The organism is Tessaracoccus sp., assembly GCF_016714275.1.
Taxonomy (GTDB): Bacteria; Actinomycetota; Actinomycetes; order Propionibacteriales; family Propionibacteriaceae; genus Arachnia.
This window is the reverse complement of record NZ_JADJNP010000002.1, coordinates 676108-692961: the sequence shown is the minus strand read 5'-3', so window position 1 is coordinate 692961 and position 16854 is coordinate 676108. Positions and strand designations below refer to the sequence as shown.

Genomic DNA, 16854 nt, shown 5'->3' with positions numbered 1-16854 from the left:
GAGGTAGCGGAGCAGCTCCCCAACTTCCTCATCCGCCACGGTCGAGCCCAGCTGGCGAGCGACGAGCACGCCATGGCCAGTGGCGGCATAGAGCCCTCGACACAGACGACCGGCGGCCGCGGGGCCTCAGGGGGTGGTGCCGCGGATGTAGGAGCTCGGTGGTATGGGCCCCACGGGTCTGTTCGGTCGGCAGGAGATCGGTGAGGCATCACCGCGCCGGCATGAACGCTGGGCGTCTCCATGAGGGGGTCAGAAGATCGGTCGCCAGGGGGAGAGGAGCGCCTCGGTCGCCTTCGCGGCGATCGAGCGGCCGTGCCAGCGCTCTGCGCGCAACTCGATGCAGTTCGACTCGTCGCGGCGGAAAACCTTCTCCATGAACGCAGCCACGTCCGGGTCGGTGACCTCAAGGTTCACCTCGTAGTTGCCCAGCAGGCTCACCCTGTCGAGGTTGGCCGTCCCGATCGTCGACCACACGCCGTCGATGGTGGCGGTCTTCGAATGCACCATCGCCTGCTGGTAGAGGAAGAGCCGGATGCCGGAGTCGAGCAGGTTGCCGTAGAAGCCGCGCGACAGCCAGTCGGCGACCACGTGGTTCGACTGCGCGGGGACGATGATCCGCACGTCGACGCCGCGCTGGGCCGCGTCGCGCAGGGCGGCGACGAAGTCGTCGTCGGGGATCAGGTAGGCGTGCGTCAGCCAGATCCGTTCGGTCGCGCGGTCGATGGCCTCGAGGTACATGTTGCGGATCGGGTAGACCGAGAGCCGCGGCGAGTTCCGGTGCACGCGCAGCTGCGACTGCCAGCCGCGGTGCGGATTGCGCTCGATGCGCTCGTGGCGCTTGCCCGCGTACATGTTCCAGAAGTCGATGAACGCGTTCTCCAACTCTGCGACGTCGGGTCCGGTCACGCGGCAGTGGGTGTCCCGCCAGCCCGTCGCGTACAGCGAGCCGATGTTGTAGCCGCCGACGAACCCGACCCTGCCGTCGACCGTCATCAGCTTGCGGTGGTCGAAGCCCCACGTCTGGATGGACCACGGCTTCGGCAGCGCAGGGTAGGCGAAGGTGTTGATGTTCTTCGGAATGGTGCGGTAGAACGACCGGGGCACCACCAAGTTCCCGAACTGGTCCCACACGGCGTACACGTCGACGCCGCGGTCGGCAGCGCGGGCGAGAGCTTCGACGAACCGCTGGCCGGCCTCGTCCCCCTTCCAGATGTAGGTCTCGAAGTACACGTGCTCCGTGGCGGCGTCGATGGCCTCGATCATCGCGTCGTAGAGGTCGGCACCGTAGGTGTAGACCGTCACCTCGTTCCGGTTCACGTGCACGGGTTCCGGTGCCGTCACCGGGAAGCGGCGCAGCGCGCGCCGCTTCTTCCTGAACGACTCGAGCACCGTGAGGAGGACCATGGTCGTGATCTGCGCGAGGAAAAGGCCCAGCGTCAGACGGTTGAGGAAACGACGGGCCGAGGCGAGGGTCCTTCGCATGGCCGCCAGCATAGCCGGGGTGCGCGGCCGGGTAGTCTGAGCCCCGACATGAGCGACTCCCTTTTTCCCGACCTCTCCGTCCTCTTCCAGCCCGCTGAGGCCGCGCCGCGCGCGCCGAGAGGCGACGGCGAGGCCCGGCCCGCCCGCGGGAAGAAGATCAGCGTCGAGGAGCTGCTCGACGGGCTGAACGGCCCCCAGCGCGAGGCCGTGGTCCACGAGGGCGGGCCGGTGCTCGTCGTCGCCGGCGCCGGCTCCGGCAAGACCCGCGTCCTCACCCGTCGCATCGCCTACCTCGTCTCTGAGCGCAACGTCCATCCCGGCTCGGTCATGGCCATCACCTTCACGAACAAGGCGGCCGCGGAGATGCGGCAGCGCGTCGTCGACCTCGTCGGCAACCGCGCGAAGCTGATGTGGGTGTCGACGTTCCACTCCGCGTGCGTGCGGATCCTCCGAGCCGACATCGACCGGTTCGGCATCTCGAAGACCTTCTCGATCTACGACGACGCCGACTCCAAGCGGCTCATGTCGCTGGTGGTCCGCGACCTGGAGCTCGACCCCAAGCGCTTCCCCGTCCGCGCGGTGATGACGGCGGTCAGCAACTTCAAGAACGAACTCGTCGACCACGAGACGGCCGCCTCGCGGGCGCAGACGCCGGTGCAGAAGGCGTATGCGGAGGCCTACGGCGAGTACCAGTCGCGGCTGGCAGCCGCCAACGCGCTGGACTTCGACGACCTCATCATGACCGCGGTACACCTCTTCCAAGCGTTTCCCGATGTGCGCGAGAAGTACCGACGGCGCTTCCGCCAGGTCCTCGTCGATGAGTACCAGGACACCAACCATGCGCAGTACGTGCTCATCCGCGAGCTGTGCGGCGAGCCGACCGTCGGCGTCGTCGACGGCTCCCCGTTGGCCGACCCCGCGGAGCTTATGGTGGTCGGCGACTCCGACCAATCCATCTACGCGTTCCGCGGCGCGACCATCCGCAACATCCTCGACTTCGAGCTCGACTTCCCGGGCGCGACGACGGTGGTGCTCGACCAGAACTACCGCTCCACGCACAACATCCTGACCGCAGCCAACGCGGTCATCTCGCGCAACAAGGGCCGCCGCGACAAGCGCCTCTGGAGCGACCTCGGCGAGGGCGACCTCATCGTCGGCTGGGTCGCCGACACCGAGCAGGAGGAGGCGCACTTCGTCGCCACCGAGATCGACAAGCTCTCCGATGCGGGCGTCAGCCAGTACGGCGACACGGCCGTGTTCTACCGCACCAACGCACAGTCGCGGGCGTTCGAGGAGGTGTTCATCCGGGTCGGCATGCCGTACAAGGTTGTCGGCGGCGTGCGCTTCTACGAGCGCCGCGAGATCCGCGACGCGCTGGCTTATCTGCGGGCGCTCGTGAACCCGGCCGACGACGTGTCCGTGCGGCGCATCCTGAACGTGCCGAAGCGCGGCATCGGCGACCGTGCCGAGGCCGCCATCGCGGCGCTGGCGACAGCAGAACAGATCAGCTTCTTCGACGCCCTGCAGCGCGCCTCCGAGGCGCCCGGCCTCGCCAGCCGCTCCCAGCGGCTCATCCAGGGCTTCGTCGACGTCATGAACCTGCATCGCGGCATGGTCGCCGCGGGCGTGGCCGCTGACGAGGTGCTCCTCTCGATCCTGAAGGAGTCCGGTTATCTGCCGGAGCTGCAGAAGTCGACGGACCCGCAGGACGAGACCCGGATCGAGAACCTCGAGGAGCTCGTGTCGGTCGCGGCGGAGTTCGTCGCCGGCGCCAACGCCGTCGACCTCGACGAGGACGCCGTCGCCACCGGTCTCGTCGCTGGCATGCCTGAGCCCGACGACTCGCTGGCGGCGTTCCTGGAGCGCGTGGCCCTGGTCGCCGACTCCGACCAGGTGCCGGAGCACGACGAGGGCAAGGGTGTCGTCACGCTGATGACGCTGCACACCGCGAAGGGCCTTGAGTTCGACACCGTTTTCCTCACCGGCCTGGAGGAGGGGATCTTCCCGCACATGCGCGCCCTCACCGACCCGGACGAGCTGGAGGAGGAGCGGCGCCTCGCCTACGTCGGCGTCACGCGCGCCCGCAAGCGGCTGTACCTCAGCAGGGCCCAGGTCCGGATCACCTTCGGGCAGCCGCAGTACAACCCGGCGTCGCGCTTCCTCGCCGAGGTGCCGCACCACGTCCTCGACTGGCGCCGCACCGGGGACGCGACGACGACCTGGGCGAGCCAGTCGGCGACCAGGAACAGGACGACGACGGCGTCGATGCAGAGCTTCGGGAGGGGCTCAGCCCCGGCAAAGACCGTGGCGAGCGTCGCGGTGGGGGAGCGTGTGCTGCACGCCACCTTCGGCATGGGGACCGTGCTGGCGGTTCACGGAGTGGGAGACGCCGCGAAGGCGGACGTCGACTTCGGCTCGGCGGGCGCGAAGCGGCTGAGCCTCAAGCACGCGCCGATGGAGAAGCTCTAGTCGTTCCTTGAGCGGCGCCGCCTCGCGAAGCGCCGGGCGCGTGTCGAAAGGTCAGATCCGGACGCCGAGCGAGCGGAGGAACGTGAGCGGGTTCGACGCCTTGTAGACGTCGCCCGGGGTCACGCCCGGCTGGTAGTACTCGAAGTGGAGGTGGGCGCCGAACGAGCGGCCGGTGGTGCCCACGTAGCCGATCAGCTGGCCCGCCTTTACCGTCGTGCCCGGCGAGACCAACCGGCTGCTCATGTGAGCGTACAGCGTCGCGCCGCCGTTGGAGTGCTGGATGACGACGTTGATGCCGGCCCAGCCGCCGTTGGTGGGGCTGAGGACGACGCCGGAGGCCGCCGCGTAGATGGGGGTGCCGACCGGGGCGGGGAAGTCCTGTCCGGTGTGGTAGCGCGACCAGGAGCCGGTGGCGCCATAGCCCGCGCCGACGCGGTAGTTCGACTTGACCGGCATCGAGCCGCCCTTTGACGTCAGGTTCGCGATGTCCGCAGCGGACAGGTCACCGAGGTCGCCACCGGCGGCGGCCTGGGCGGCCGCGAGGCGCTTGGCTGCCTCCTCGGCCTCCTTCTTGAGCTTCTTGGCTTGCTTGGCCACGAGCTTCATGTCCGCGTCCATGAGCTTGTCACGCTGCGCCGCGGCCTTCTCGGTCTCATCCTCGGCGACGGCGGTCACGGACGCGTCGAGCTGGTCGTTGCGGTCCTTTGCCGCGGCGTCGGCCACGGCCTCGCTCAGGTTCGCGCGGACGGCGTCACGGCTGACCTGCGCGGAGCGGTCGCCGAAGGCCTCGGCGGCGGCGGAGGCCGCGGCGGCAGGCACCGCGGCCTCGGAGGTGTCGCTCGACGCGTTGGCGTCGAGGCCTCGCGAGGCGAATGCGAAGGCGAAGACGGCGGAGACGGTGACGACGCTGGTGATGCCGAGGGCCACGATGCGCTTGCTGAGACCGGCGACCGAGCTGCGACGGGCGCGGCCGGCGGGGGCCTCAAGCTCGTACACGTCATCGAAAGCGGCGACGGCGCGACGTGCGCGGGGTGAGGCGTTGTCGTTCACCTGGCTCCTGACATTCCTGGAAAACTCCGGCCGTTCTGACCGTCCTGAGGAACCTTAACAGTTCTCAGGATTCTCTCAAAATCGGGGTCTGTGAGCGTGGCAATCGTGTTTCGGGCCTGATCGGCGGGGGTGGCGTCCAGCCGGTGGGGGTAGGGTGGCGACGAGAAAAACCCCGGGGAAGCATTGATCAGTGGCTCCCCAGAATCCGAGGAAACGACGTGGATCTTCTGGAGTACCAGGCGAGGGACCTCTTCGAGCGCTTCGCCATCCCCGTACTGTCTGGCAGGGTGGCCTCCACCCCCGACGAGGCCGTGGACGCCTACGAGCAACTCGGCGCTGAGGTGGCGGTGATCAAGGCCCAGGTGCGCGTCGGCGGCCGGGGCAAGGCGGGCGGCGTGAAGCTCGCCCGCGGCCACCAGGCGGTGGCCGAGACCGCGGCCCAGATCCTCGACCTCGACATCAAGGGCCATCGCGTGGAGCAGGTCATGCTGAGCCCCGCGGCCGACATCGCGGAGGAGTACTACTTCTCCGTCCTCCTCGACCGCGCCGCCGGCGGCTACGTCGCGCTGTGCAGCGTCGAGGGTGGCATGGACATCGAGACGCTCGCGGTGGAGCGGCCCGACGCGCTCGTGAAGCTCCCGCTCGACCCGGTCGTCGGCATCGACGCGGAAGTTGCCGCCCGCATCCTCGAGGAGGCAGGCTTCCGCGAGGAGGACAGGGCAAAGGTCGTGGACGTGCTCGTGAAGCTGTGGGAGGTGTTCCGCGCCAACGATGCGACGCTCGTCGAGGTCAACCCTCTGGTCAAGACCTCCGCAGGACGGATCATCGCGCTCGACGGCAAGGTGACGCTCGACGACAACGCGGCGTTCCGCCACCCCGAGTGGGCGCAGTACGAGCAGACCAGCGCCGACGTCGACCTGGAGCGCCAGGCGCGCGAGCTGGGCCTCGGCTACGTGAAGCTCGACGGCTCGGTCGGCATCATCGGCAACGGTGCGGGACTCGTCATGAGCACGCTCGACGTCGTGGCCGCCGCGGGCGAGGACTTCCCCGGCAGGCCGCGGCCGGCGAACTTCCTCGACATCGGCGGCGGCGCCTCAGCCGCCGTGATGGCCAACGGGCTGCGCATCATCATGAGCGACCCGCAGGTCCGGTCCATCTTCGTCAACGTCTTCGGCGGCATCACGGCCTGCAGCGACGTCGCCAACGGCATCGTCAACGCGCTCGAGATGCTGGGCGACGAGGCGCGCCTGCCCATCGTCGTGCGCCTCGACGGCAACTCCGTAGAGATCGGCAAGGCCATCCTCGCCGAGGCCAACCACCCGCTGATCACCGTCAAGAACACCATGGACGCCGCGGCCCGCACGGCCGCGCGCCTGGCCGCCGAAGGGAACTGACAAGTGTCGATCTTCATCAACGCCTCGTCGCGCGTCCTCGTCCAGGGCATGACCGGCAAGGAGGGGCGCAAGCACACGCAGCGCATGATCATGTCCGGCACCCGCATCGTCGGCGGTGTGACCCCGGGCAAGGGCGGCACCTCCGTGCTGTTCGAGGAGGACCCGGTCCCCGTGTTCGGGGCGATGGCCGACGCCGTCGCGGCCACCAATGCGGATGTGTCGGTCGTCTTCGTCCCCCCGGCCTACGCGAAGGCAGCGGTGCTCGACGCCGTGGGCTCGGGCGTCGGGCTGATCGTCGTGATCACCGAGGGCATCCCCGTACGCGACTCGGTCGAGTTCGAGGCCGCGGCCCGCGACGCAGGCGTGCGGATCATCGGCCCCAACTGCCCCGGCCTCATCTCTCCCGGCAAGTCGAACGTCGGCATCATCCCCGCCCACATCTCCGGCCCCGGCAGGATCGGGCTGGTGTCGAAGTCCGGCACGCTGACGTACCAGATGATGTACGAGCTGCGCGACCACGGCTTCTCGACGGCGGTCGGCATCGGCGGCGACCCCGTGGTCGGCACCATGCACATCGACGTCCTGCAGGCCTTCGAGGAAGACCCGGACACGGACCTGATCGTGATGATCGGCGAGATCGGCGGCGACGCGGAGGAGCGGGCGGCGGAGTACATCGCGGCCAACATCACCAAGCCCGTCATCGGTTACGTCGCAGGCTTCACCGCGCCCCCCGGCAAGACCATGGGCCACGCGGGCGCCATCATCACGGGCTCCAAGGGCACTGCCGCCGCGAAGAAGGAGGCCCTCGAGGCCGCCGGCGTCGTGGTGGGAGAGACGCCGTCGCTCACCGCGCAGCTCGCGCGCGACGCTATCGCGCACCTCCGCGTCAGCCTGGTCTGACGACCTCTCGCTCAGCCCTGGGCGGCGCGCAGCGCCGTCCGGGAGGCGAGGGCCTCGAGCTGGGCGTTGCTGAACCGGTAGTTGTCATCGACGGTGATCAGCGAGTAGGTCACGGTCGTGCCCACCTGGCCGACGATCAGCTGGTAGGTCACCGACTCCTTGGCCGTGATGGGCCGGTTGATGACAAAAAGCCGCGAGGTGACCTTGCCGTCCGGGGTCGTGGTGGTGACCTTCTCCAGCTCCTGGACCTTCGATCCGGTCGACCGCTTCTTGCAGGACTTGAGGGCGTCGCCGAGCTTCTCGGCGAACGCGTCCGCCGGCTTCTCCTTGCTGAACTCGAAGCGCATCTCGTCGAGGCCAAAGGTGTCCGGCGTCTCGTCGTCCTGGGTCATCAGGAACGTGGCCTGCGTGCGCGTCTTCGGGCCTCCCGTGCTGACCAGCGTCATGTTCTCGCAGCCCATGCCGGGGCTTACCAGCGGGCCGGGGGGTGTCATGTTCCACCGTCCGAGGCCCGCGCGGATGCGCGGCAGGTCCGAGGGGACGAGCCACCCAGCGGGGTCCGCGGGCGGCAGGAAGGTGGCTTTCACGGCGACGTCCGACGGCGCGGGCTCGCCCTGGCGCTCTGACAGCTGAGTCTGCGACCGGGTCAGCGCGGTGGCGAGCGACTCCGGGTCGACCGGGCTGCCGGCCTGGGTCACGTCGAGCACCTGCACCACGGCTCCGGACAGCGTCAGGAGCACCGTGTGATACCGGTCCTTGTTCTCCTGGAAGACGATCGTCAGTTGAGATGCCTCAGGGGCGAGACCGGTGACCTCGTCGGCGCCGCTCAGCAGCGCGGGAACCTCCGAGCAGTTGGCAAGGATCGCGAGCCGCGCCTCGTAGACGGCCTTGGCGACCGGTGCGCTGGAGTAGGCATCGACGCGGTGCAGCGCGGCCACGGGCTCCTCATCGGAGGTGGCCAGCGTGCGCTGAGCGCTGAACGTCGGGTTGGCGTCGTCCTCGTGCGTCTGGAAGCAGGCGACGCGGCCCTCGTGCTCGGCCGCGGCGTGGGTCGTGCCGGTGACGGACCAGGTTCCGGTCGAGATGCCTCCGAGATCCTCGGGCGTGAGGAGGTCGGAGGGAAGGACCGCGTCGGGAGGTGTCGAAGGGCTCGTGCTGACGGTCGGGCTCTGCGAGTTGGGCGTTGTCGTGGGCCGATTGCCGCGCACGATCATCGACACGACGACGGCGACCACGAGAGCGACCACCAAGCCTCCGACGGCCCAGACGAGGAGCGAACGGCGGTGCTCCCGGAACCATGGCGCCGCTGCGGCGACCGGCTCGGCCTCGACCGGCGTCGTCGACGACAGCGCGGACCGGCGCGGCGCCGGGCTGTGGGAGTCGGCGAACTCGCCGGAGGAGCGGGGGAACACCGGGGCCGGGATAGGCGTGTCCGAGATCGGCAGCACGGGACCGGGGATCGCCTCGCGCGCGGCGTCCGAGCCGGGCCGGGCGTACGGATTGCCCTGCGGCGCGGGAGCCTCGTCCGAGGACGCGCCGGTTTCGACGGCATCCTCGGGGAGTGCGCCGCGTCGCGCCGGGTCCGACGGCGGCTCTGGGGTATCGTCCGATGCGGCCGGGTCGTCGGGACCCTCGTCGGGCTCCCAGCCTCGACGGGGCCGGAGCGGTTCGCCAGTAGACATGTCAGCACCCCCTGTTCGCGCGAGAAATCCGTGTGTTCGGGGGCAACACTACCCGGGGGACCGAAGACCATGGGCCAGACCGCATCGGCAGAGGGCAAGGCGTGATGGCGTCGCGGAAGCCCCGAACCGTGGCGGTCGACGTGGATGCGGCCGCGGTTTCGGGTGGTCGCAGGATGCTGCTGCCCTGGTATCTGATGGCCGTCATCGGGCCCCTCGCGACGTTGGTTGCGGTGTGGCTGATCCTCGCCGCGCTCGCGACGATCGGCTGGCTCACCTCGCCGGCCGCCGACCTCGGTGCCGCACTCCGGCTCGCCACCCAGCTGCTGCTGCTCGCACACGGGGGCGCCGCGTCGATCGGGGGGCAATCCGTCACCCTCGCACCGCTCGGGGTCACCGTCCTCCTCGTCTTCCTCGCCCTGCCGATGGCCTCGATCGCCGCGCGCCAGGCCGCCGCGGACCGCCACGGCCCGGACGACACCGGCCGCGTCTGGGCGGATGCCGAGGCGTTGACGCTGCGCGTCGCCGCCGTGTTCGGCGGCACCTACGCCCTTGTCGTGATCGTTCTGGCGGGTGTCCTCGGCCTCCTGACCGCGGGGCTTCTCCTCGGCGCCGTCGTGGTGGCCGCCGTCGCCGCGCTCTGGGGCGCCAGCCGTGGCGTCGGCTATGACCCCACGGACTCCTGGCCCGGGTGGCTCCGCGCCGTGCCGCGGGCGCTCGGCGCGGCCCTGCTCGTGGTCGTCGCGGGGGCCGCCGCCGTGCTCGCGGTCGCGCTCTGGCAGGGCAGGGCGCGGGTGACGGAGATGGTGGCAGCACTCGACGGCGGATGGCCCGCCGTCGTCCTTCTCGTGGTGCTGCACCTGATCTACCTGCCAAACCTCGTCCTCGCGTGCGCGTCCTGGGCGCTCGGCGCGGGCGTAACGCTCGGCGACGGTTCCCTTGTGACGCTGAACTCGACGGACCTCGGCCTGCTGCCTGCCGTTCCCGTGCTCGGCGCCCTCCCGCAGCCGGGCCCCGTGCCCTGGCAGGCGATGCTGTGGCTGCTGGTAGGGGTGGCGGCTGGCGCCCTCGCGGGGGTCGTCGTCGCGGCGGCCCGGCCGAGGGCACGGTTCGACGAGACCGCCGTGGTCGGCGGCCTCGCGGGCACGGCCGCGGGGCTCCTCGTCGCCGTCGCGTGCGCGCTCGGCGCGGGCGGGCTGGGGACCGACCGGCTCGCCGCGATCGGAGCGCGTAGCCCCGAGATCTTCCTGTTCGCGCCCAGCATCCTCGGCCTCGCCGGGCTGGCCGCCGGGCTGGCCGTCGGCCTCATTCGGCGCCCGCCCGCGGCCGCCGTGGCGCAGGAGGCGGACGCGAAGGCATAGGCTTGCCCCCGTGACGACGAGGGTTTGTGTCCTGCTTTCCGGCTCCGGCACCCTGTGCCAGGCGCTGCTCGACGCCATCGCCGACGGCGGGGTAGACGCGGAGGTGGTGGCCGTCGTCTCCGACCAACGCGACGCCTACGGGCTCGAGAGGGCCCGCCAGCGGGGCATTCCCGCGGTGGCGCACCCGCTGCCTCGCGGCGGCGACCGCGCGCAGTGGGACGAGGAGCTGACGGAGATCGTCTCGGGCTTCGCGCCCGACCTCGTGGCTTCCGCCGGTTTCATGAAGCTGGTGGGTCCCGCGTTCCTCGCGCGCTTCGGCGGCAGGACCATCAACACGCACCCCGCGCTGCTGCCCAGCTTCCCCGGCATGCACGGCCCCCGTGACGCGCTCCGGGCGGGCGTCAAGGTCTCCGGCGCCACCGTCTTCGTCGTCGATGCGGGAGTCGACACCGGTAAGATCCTGCTGCAAGCCGCGGTCGACGTCCTGGACGACGACGACGTCGAATCGCTGCACGAGCGCATCAAGGTGGTCGAGCGCCGCCTCCTCATTCAGGCCGTCTCCGAATGGAAGAAGGAACACCCGTGACCGATCTGACCCCGCTGCGCCGAGCGCTCCTCTCCGTCTACGACAAGACGGGCCTGATCGAGCTGGGTCGCGACCTGGCCGACGCGGGCGTCGAGATCGTCTCCACCGGGTCCACCGCCGCCAAGCTGGCGGAGGCGGGCATCCCCGTCGTGCCCGTCGAGTCCGTCACCGGATTCCCCGAGTGTCTCGACGGCCGCGTGAAGACCCTGCACCCGATGGTGCACGCCGGCATCCTCGCTGATCGCCGCCTCGACTCGCACCGCGCGCAGTTGGACGAGCTGGGCGTCGCCCCCTTCGACCTCGTCATCACCAACCTGTACCCGTTCGAGGCCACCGTCGCCTCCGGGGCGAGCCAGGACGAGTGCGTCGAGCAGATCGACATCGGCGGGCCGACCATGGTGCGGGCGGCCGCGAAGAACCACCCCTCGGTCGCGGTCATCACCTCCGCGGAGCAGTACCCGGCCCTCCGCGCGGCACTGGCTGCCGGCGGCTTCACGCTGGCGCAGCGCCAGGCACTCGCCGCCGCGGCGTTCGTGCACACCGCCACCTACGACGTCGCCGTCGCCAGCTGGATGGGCAACGTGCTCACCGACTCCTCCGAGGGCACAGGGTTCCCGGCTTGGGTCGGCGGCACCTGGCGCAAGGTCGCGGACCTGCGCTATGGCGAGAACTCCCACCAGAAGGCCGCTGTCTACCGCAACGGGGACGGCCGCTCCGGCCTCGCCGACGCGACCCAGCTCCACGGCAAGGAGATGAGCTACAACAACTACGTCGACGCCGACGCCGCGCGCCGCGCCGCCTACGACTTCGACGCCCCCGCTGTCGCCATCATCAAGCACGCCAACCCGTGCGGCATCGCCGTCGGCGCCGACATCGCCGATGCGCACCGCAAGGCCCACGCCTGCGACCCGGTCTCCGCGTTCGGCGGCGTCATCGCCGCGAACCGCCCCGTGCCCGTCGCCATGGCTGAGCAGGTCGCGGAGGTCTTCACCGAGGTCATCGTCGCGCCCGGCTACGAGGAGGGCGCGGTCGAGGTGTTGGCCAAGAAGAAGAACATCCGCATCCTGGTCGCCGACGACGCCTCGAACGCCGGCGTGGGGCTCCGCCAGATCGACGGCGGCCTCCTCCTGCAGCAGGCGGACGCCATCGACGCCGCCGGCGACGACCCGGCCAACTGGCAGCTCGTCGCGGGCGAGGCGGCAGACGAGGCGACACTGGCCGACCTCGCCTTCGCCTGGCGCTCCGTGCGCGCGGTCAAGTCCAACGCGATCCTGCTCGCCGACGGTCGCGCCTCCGTCGGCGTCGGCATGGGCCAGGTTAACCGCGTCGACTCGTGCCACCTCGCCGTCGACCGCGCGGGTGAACGGGCCCGGGGCTCTGTCGCCTCCTCCGATGCGTTCTTCCCGTTCGCCGACGGCCCCCAGGTCCTGCTCGACGCCGGCGTCCGCGCGATCGTGCAGCCCGGCGGCTCTGTCCGCGACCAGGAGGTCATCGACGCCGTCGCCGCCGCGGGCGTGACCATGTACTTCACCGGCACCCGCCACTTCTTCCACTGATCGGAGTCTCGTGACCGCACAGAAGCTCGACGGGCTGGCCACCGCGGCTGCCATCAAGGCGGAACTGATGGAGAGGGTCGCGGCGCTGCGGGAGCGCGGCGTCGTCCCTGGCCTCGCGACGGTGCTCGTCGGCTCGGATCCTGCCAGCCAGAACTACGTGCGGATGAAGCACCGGGACTGCGAGAAGGTGGGCATCGCGTCGATCCAGGTCGAACTCCCTGGCGACGCGACGGCGGCCCAGCTTGAGGACGCTATCCGCGGCCTGAACGAGGATCGGGCATGCACCGGCTACATCGTGCAGCTGCCGATCCCGCGTCACCTCGATGAGAACTGGGCACTCAGCCTGATCGACCCCGACAAGGACGCCGACGGCCTGCACCCGATCAACCTCGGTCGCCTCGTGCTGAACGAGCCCGCGACGCTGCCGTGCACGCCGCGCGGCATCGTTGAGCTGCTGCGCCGCCACGGCGTGGAGCTGAACGGCGCGGAGGTGGTCGTCGTCGGCCGTGGCATCACCGTCGGCCGCCCGCTGGGCCTGATCCTCACGCGCCGCTCCGAGAACGCGACCGTGACGTTGTGTCACACCGGCACCCGCGACCTGGCCGCGCACACGCGCCGCGCCGACGTCGTGGTGGCTGCGGCGGGGGTGCCCGGCATGATCACCGCCGATCTCGTCCGCGAGGGGGCCGTTCTCGTCGATGTCGGCGTCAGCCGCGTGGACGGAAAGACCGTCGGCGACCTCGCGCCGGACGTCTGGGACAAGGCCTCGTTCGTCACGCCGAACCCGGGCGGCGTGGGCCCGATGACGCGGGCGATGCTGCTGAGCAACGTTGTCGACCGCGCGGAAGCGCTGCATGGCAGCTAAGCCGGACAAGCCGGTCGACTGGTACCCCGACAGCCCGTGGGCGTTGTCCGCGGCGCTGGCGTGCGTCGCCGTCGGCACCGTCTTCGCCGTGCTGGGTCACTGGCGCCGCGCCGCGGTGATGATCGCGGGCGGTCTGCTCGTCGCCGGCGTGTTGAGGTTGGTGCTCTCGCGCGAGGCCGCCGGCCTGCTCTCGGTGCGCAGCCGCTGGATCGACGTGACGGTCCTCCTCGGCTTGGGCGCCTCCGTCGCGGTGATGGCCTTCCTGGTCCCGCCTGCGCGGTGACCTCGTCGGAGAGCCCCGCCGCCCGGATGGCGACGGGGCCCCTTCCGACTCGTGAGCCGGCCGCTACTTCACGGGGAAGTGCCAGGCGTTCACGCCTCCCGAGCTCGACTCGTAGGAGACGACGATCGAGCCGCCCTTCTCCAATGCCGCCCTGGCGGTGCGCGAGAGCCGGAGCGCGACGGTGTCGCGTCCCCGCTTCACCGGTTCTTCGACGCTCGCCAGGAGCCGACCTCCCATGTCAGGAGCCCACGGCGCGGCCGACACGTCGGACGGCGAGCAGGTCGAGAAGCCGAGCATGTCGCCCCGGCAGCTCGTCGTCCACACCGGTATCATGCCGAAGTCGCCGTGCCATGCGTAGGCTCGTACCGTGCCCGCCTTCGTGCTGCGGACGCTGATCGTCGCTCTCTTGGCGTCGATCTTCACCTTTTCGACCTTCAGATCGCGGCTCCCAGGCAGTCCGGAGATGGTCACACCTCGTTTCGCCGACTGGTAGATCGTCTGCGGCGACTCGACGCCCATGAGCGCCGTCTGCGGGATGATGGGTGTTTCCGGTGTCGTCGGCCGGTCGGACGGGGCCGTGTATCCGTCGAGGTACGCGTGGCCCCAGCGGTAGGGCTCCGACTGCTGGCTGCCGAACGGCGACCAGGCCAGGCGGGTCTTCCCGATGTAGGTGTCTACGTCGGAGTCGTACGGCGTGACGTTCAGGCCCAGGTAGCGGGCGTCGACGTCGTTGGTCTCCTGGGAGCCGGTGGGCGCCGTGCCGGTGACGACGGCCGCGGGTAGGTTCGCCAGTGGGATCTTCGTCTCGATGGTATAGCCGCCGCCCTCGAAGGTGCCGTCGGTGTTGCGGGTCACCGCGACGGCGACCTCCTGCCCAGGCGAGTTCGGCCCCTGCTCGACCGTGTCCGCGAGCGGACCGGACGAGAAGCCTTGATGGTTGTCGGCGTCGCGGCTCCAGCACGGCCCGTCGGCACCGTTGCCCGCGCTACCGTCGGCATCGTCGGTGAACGGCAGGATGCCGGTCTTGAAGGTGGTCGACGTGTCGCGGGAACCACTCATAGGGTCCAGCAGCACCTCGACAGAATCCACAAGCCAGTGCCCGAAGCACCGCTCCGGCGGGGCCGCCGCGCTGGCCTTGTCGTCGACCACGTGCGCGAGCACGTACAGGTCGTCGCCGTGCCATGCGAGGCGCACGGTGCTGCCTTCGCCGCAGTCGACGCCGTTCGGGGCGCAGTCGGCGCCCTCCCACTTCCGGCTGATGTCGAGCTCTGGGCCGTAGTCGTCATCGGCGGCGCCGTCGACGGTGGGAGCCGTGACGGCCTGCGGGATAACGGTGGTGGGTACGACGTAAAGGGTCAGGTTCTCCGTGCTTGTCACGTCGCCCGCGGTCGTGGTGATCTCCACGGTTGCCCGATCGCCGCCTGCAGCGGTGGGATCGGTGTGAGTGACGACGAACTCGACGGTGGTCGTCTGCCCGCCGTCCAGCGCGTTGAACGGCTTCGACGCAGCATCGGCGGACATGCCGGACGGCAGGCTCAGTGCGACGTCACCCGACTGGCTCGTCGTGGTGCGGTTGCTCACTACGACGGGCACGGTGATCGACTCACCCGCGCCGATCTGCCGCTCGGCGGTGGACCGCCGACCGACCCAGGTGAACTGCTCCGCCCACTCCTCGTACTCGGAGAAGTTGCCCCAGCGCTGGAAGCGACCCTCGACGCCGCCGACGAGCTCGACGCGCGCGTTGTTGTAGGCCGTGACCTTGCCATTGCTGAACGTGGCGCCGATCTGATAGCGGTCGATGATCGCGTCGGACGGCGGCGTGACCGTGAGCGTGACGCTGGTGGCCCTCCCGGAAGTGATCGTGCCGAGCTTGTTCTTCCCGGACACCTTCCAGTCGTCGGGGACGGTGAGCGTCACCTTCCCCTGCTTGACCGTGGACCTCCCGGACTTCGCCGTGATCTTCACGGTGAAGGGCACGCCCGGGGCCTGGAAGTAGCTCTCCGGCTGAACCGTGAACGTGGATCCCAGGGGCATGCCGCCCGGGTCGGCGATTACAGATCCGAACAAGATGGCGTCGTCGCGCGCGTTCGCCGCGGAGCCGTTCGGCTGGAAGGGAACCTTCGACTCGGCGATGCCGTAGCGCTGGCACGCCGGCTGCTGGATCGTGGTGAACTTCGGGCGAGCCTGCGTGGCGTGGGCCATGAAGCCTTCGCGGCCAGTCTGGGCCCAGGTCATCTTGGATCTGGCCGGCTGTCCCTGCACGTTGCCCGCGAACCAGGTGTAGGGGGAGTTGTAGCCGGTCCACGTGCCGACGACGGTGAAGGGGTTGGTGGCGGCGGGGATGAAGTCCACGTTGCAGTTGGGGCCGGCGACGCCGCCGGTGCCGGTGGTCTGGCTGCCGGACGTGATCGTCTTCACCTGCCAGGTCTTGACAGCGTCGGGTCCACGGAGCTGGTCAGGGAACTTGGTCGGATCCGCGGCCATCGCGGCGGCTTCCCACACGACGCGGCCGGCGTACTGGTGGTTGCCATGGCCGACGGCGAGCGACGGCGAGAATCCGACGAGGATCTCCGGCCGCGTCTGCCGGATGACGTGCACGACCTGGCGCTGGATCCGTTCGGATCCCCAGATCTCCTCCGTCAGCGGGGCGCTGGTGTTGTAGAAGAAGTCCACGGCGTCGATGTTGTAGATGTCGACGGTGCCGGAGCGGTAGTGCGACGCCCGGTCCTCGTTCTCACGGCGCAGGCCCAGGTCGGGGCCGGCCTCGGCGCCGACAGAGTTGCTGCCGCCCTCGCCGCGGGTGAGCATGATGATGCCGCACTGCACGCCGTAGCGGTCGTGCCATACGCCGCAGGGGGTGATGAAGCTCGCGTCGTCGTCCGGGTGGGCCCACAGGCCCATCACGTCGATCTTGTTCGCCTTGACCTTTGTCGCCTCGGATGGCTTGCCGACCTTGGGGGGTTTTGGCGCCTTCGGCGGCTTGTGGCCTTTGGCGGGGACCTTGTGCGTGGGGGCCGGGGTCGTAGCCGGGTGGGCGACGGCGGGGACTCCCGGGGACAGCCCGACGGCGAGGGCGCTCGCGAGCGCGAGTGCGTATCTGCTGAGGCGTTGCATGGGGGGTGAACCTCCTCGGACATCAACGTCCGCTTGACTCATTGTCCGGGTTGGACGGCCCCACAGTAGGCAGAAATTGTCTGCTACTGCAATGATTTGCTTGGAAATGATCGGT

The 16854-nt window shown here is 70.0% G+C and carries 12 protein-coding genes; 8 read left to right on the top strand and 4 right to left on the bottom strand.

What is annotated here, in order from left to right:
- Positions 1-249: 249 nt before the first annotated feature.
- Positions 250-1482 (bottom strand): phospholipase D-like domain-containing protein, encoded by a 1233-nt coding sequence (locus tag IPJ61_RS11875; RefSeq protein WP_459251282.1) that lies wholly within the window; start codon positions 1480-1482, stop codon positions 250-252.
- A gap of 48 nt (positions 1483-1530) precedes the next feature.
- On the opposite strand from IPJ61_RS11875, the gene pcrA reads away from it, so the two are divergent.
- Positions 1531-3951: a DNA helicase PcrA gene (gene pcrA / locus IPJ61_RS11870; protein ID WP_297107451.1), complete on the top strand. Its 2421-nt coding sequence runs from the start codon at positions 1531-1533 to the stop codon at positions 3949-3951.
- 51 nt (positions 3952-4002) lie between these two features.
- Here the strand turns inward: pcrA and IPJ61_RS11865 are convergent, their stop codons facing one another.
- A complete protein-coding gene (locus tag IPJ61_RS11865; protein ID WP_297107450.1) occupies positions 4003-5001 on the bottom strand; it encodes a M23 family metallopeptidase in 999 nt (332 codons plus the stop codon).
- Positions 5002-5219: 218 nt separating this feature from the next.
- Between IPJ61_RS11865 and sucC the strand changes: the two genes are divergently transcribed.
- Both sucC and sucD read left to right on the top strand, forming a co-directional pair.
- Positions 5220-6395 carry an ADP-forming succinate--CoA ligase subunit beta gene (sucC, locus tag IPJ61_RS11860; RefSeq protein ID WP_297107448.1) on the top strand — a complete coding sequence of 392 codons (1176 nt, stop codon included), beginning with the start codon at positions 5220-5222 and terminating at the stop codon, positions 6393-6395.
- A 3-nt stretch (positions 6396-6398) separates the two neighbouring features.
- Positions 6399-7295 carry a succinate--CoA ligase subunit alpha gene (gene sucD, locus IPJ61_RS11855; protein WP_297107446.1) on the top strand — a complete coding sequence of 299 codons (897 nt, stop codon included), beginning with the start codon at positions 6399-6401 and terminating at the stop codon, positions 7293-7295.
- A gap of 11 nt (positions 7296-7306) precedes the next feature.
- Here sucD and IPJ61_RS11850 read toward each other — a convergent pair whose 3' ends face one another.
- On the bottom strand, positions 7307-8977 hold the full coding sequence (locus tag IPJ61_RS11850) for a hypothetical protein (RefSeq protein ID WP_297107444.1): 1671 nt from the start codon (positions 8975-8977) through the stop codon (positions 7307-7309).
- Between the two features lie 104 nt (positions 8978-9081).
- Between IPJ61_RS11850 and IPJ61_RS11845 the strand changes: the two genes are divergently transcribed.
- From IPJ61_RS11845 to IPJ61_RS11825, 5 genes are read left to right on the top strand one after another with little or no spacing between them, the layout of a single operon-like run.
- Entirely contained in the window at positions 9082-10335 is a 1254-nt protein-coding gene (locus tag IPJ61_RS11845; RefSeq protein ID WP_297107441.1) for a cell division protein PerM, read from the top strand.
- Positions 10336-10345: 10 nt separating this feature from the next.
- The gene (gene purN / locus IPJ61_RS11840) at positions 10346-10921 is read left to right on the top strand and encodes a phosphoribosylglycinamide formyltransferase (RefSeq protein ID WP_297107438.1); all 576 of its coding nucleotides are present in this window, start codon (positions 10346-10348) and stop codon (positions 10919-10921) included.
- Positions 10918-12477 (top strand): bifunctional phosphoribosylaminoimidazolecarboxamide formyltransferase/IMP cyclohydrolase, encoded by a 1560-nt coding sequence (purH, locus tag IPJ61_RS11835; protein WP_297107435.1) that lies wholly within the window; start codon positions 10918-10920, stop codon positions 12475-12477. Before purN ends, purH begins: the two co-directional genes overlap by 4 nt.
- A 10-nt stretch (positions 12478-12487) precedes the next feature.
- Positions 12488-13342, top strand: a complete 855-nt coding sequence (locus tag IPJ61_RS11830) for a bifunctional methylenetetrahydrofolate dehydrogenase/methenyltetrahydrofolate cyclohydrolase (protein ID WP_297107432.1) — start codon at positions 12488-12490, stop codon at positions 13340-13342.
- Positions 13332-13625, top strand: a complete 294-nt coding sequence (locus IPJ61_RS11825) for a DUF3017 domain-containing protein (protein ID WP_297107429.1) — start codon at positions 13332-13334, stop codon at positions 13623-13625. Before IPJ61_RS11830 ends, IPJ61_RS11825 begins: the two co-directional genes overlap by 11 nt.
- Positions 13626-13688: 63 nt before the next feature.
- Here the strand turns inward: IPJ61_RS11825 and IPJ61_RS11820 are convergent, their stop codons facing one another.
- The gene (locus tag IPJ61_RS11820; protein ID WP_297107426.1) at positions 13689-16739 is read right to left on the bottom strand and encodes a PIG-L family deacetylase; all 3051 of its coding nucleotides are present in this window, start codon (positions 16737-16739) and stop codon (positions 13689-13691) included.
- Positions 16740-16854 lie beyond the last annotated feature (115 nt).

Bases quoted from the DNA above. Each gene is read 5' to 3' on its own strand.
- IPJ61_RS11820 (WP_297107426.1), bottom strand. From the start codon at position 16,739: ATGCAACGCCTCAGCAGATACGCACTCGCGCTCGCGAGCGCCCTCGCC.
- IPJ61_RS11875 (WP_459251282.1), bottom strand. From the start codon at position 1,482: ATGCGAAGGACCCTCGCCTCGGCCCGTCGTTTCCTCAACCGTCTGACG.
- IPJ61_RS11850 (WP_297107444.1), bottom strand. From the start codon at position 8,977: ATGTCTACTGGCGAACCGCTCCGGCCCCGTCGAGGCTGGGAGCCCGAC.
- IPJ61_RS11825 (WP_297107429.1), top strand. From the start codon at position 13,332: ATGGCAGCTAAGCCGGACAAGCCGGTCGACTGGTACCCCGACAGCCCG.
- IPJ61_RS11845 (WP_297107441.1), top strand. From the start codon at position 9,082: ATGGCGTCGCGGAAGCCCCGAACCGTGGCGGTCGACGTGGATGCGGCC.
- pcrA (WP_297107451.1), top strand. From the start codon at position 1,531: ATGAGCGACTCCCTTTTTCCCGACCTCTCCGTCCTCTTCCAGCCCGCT.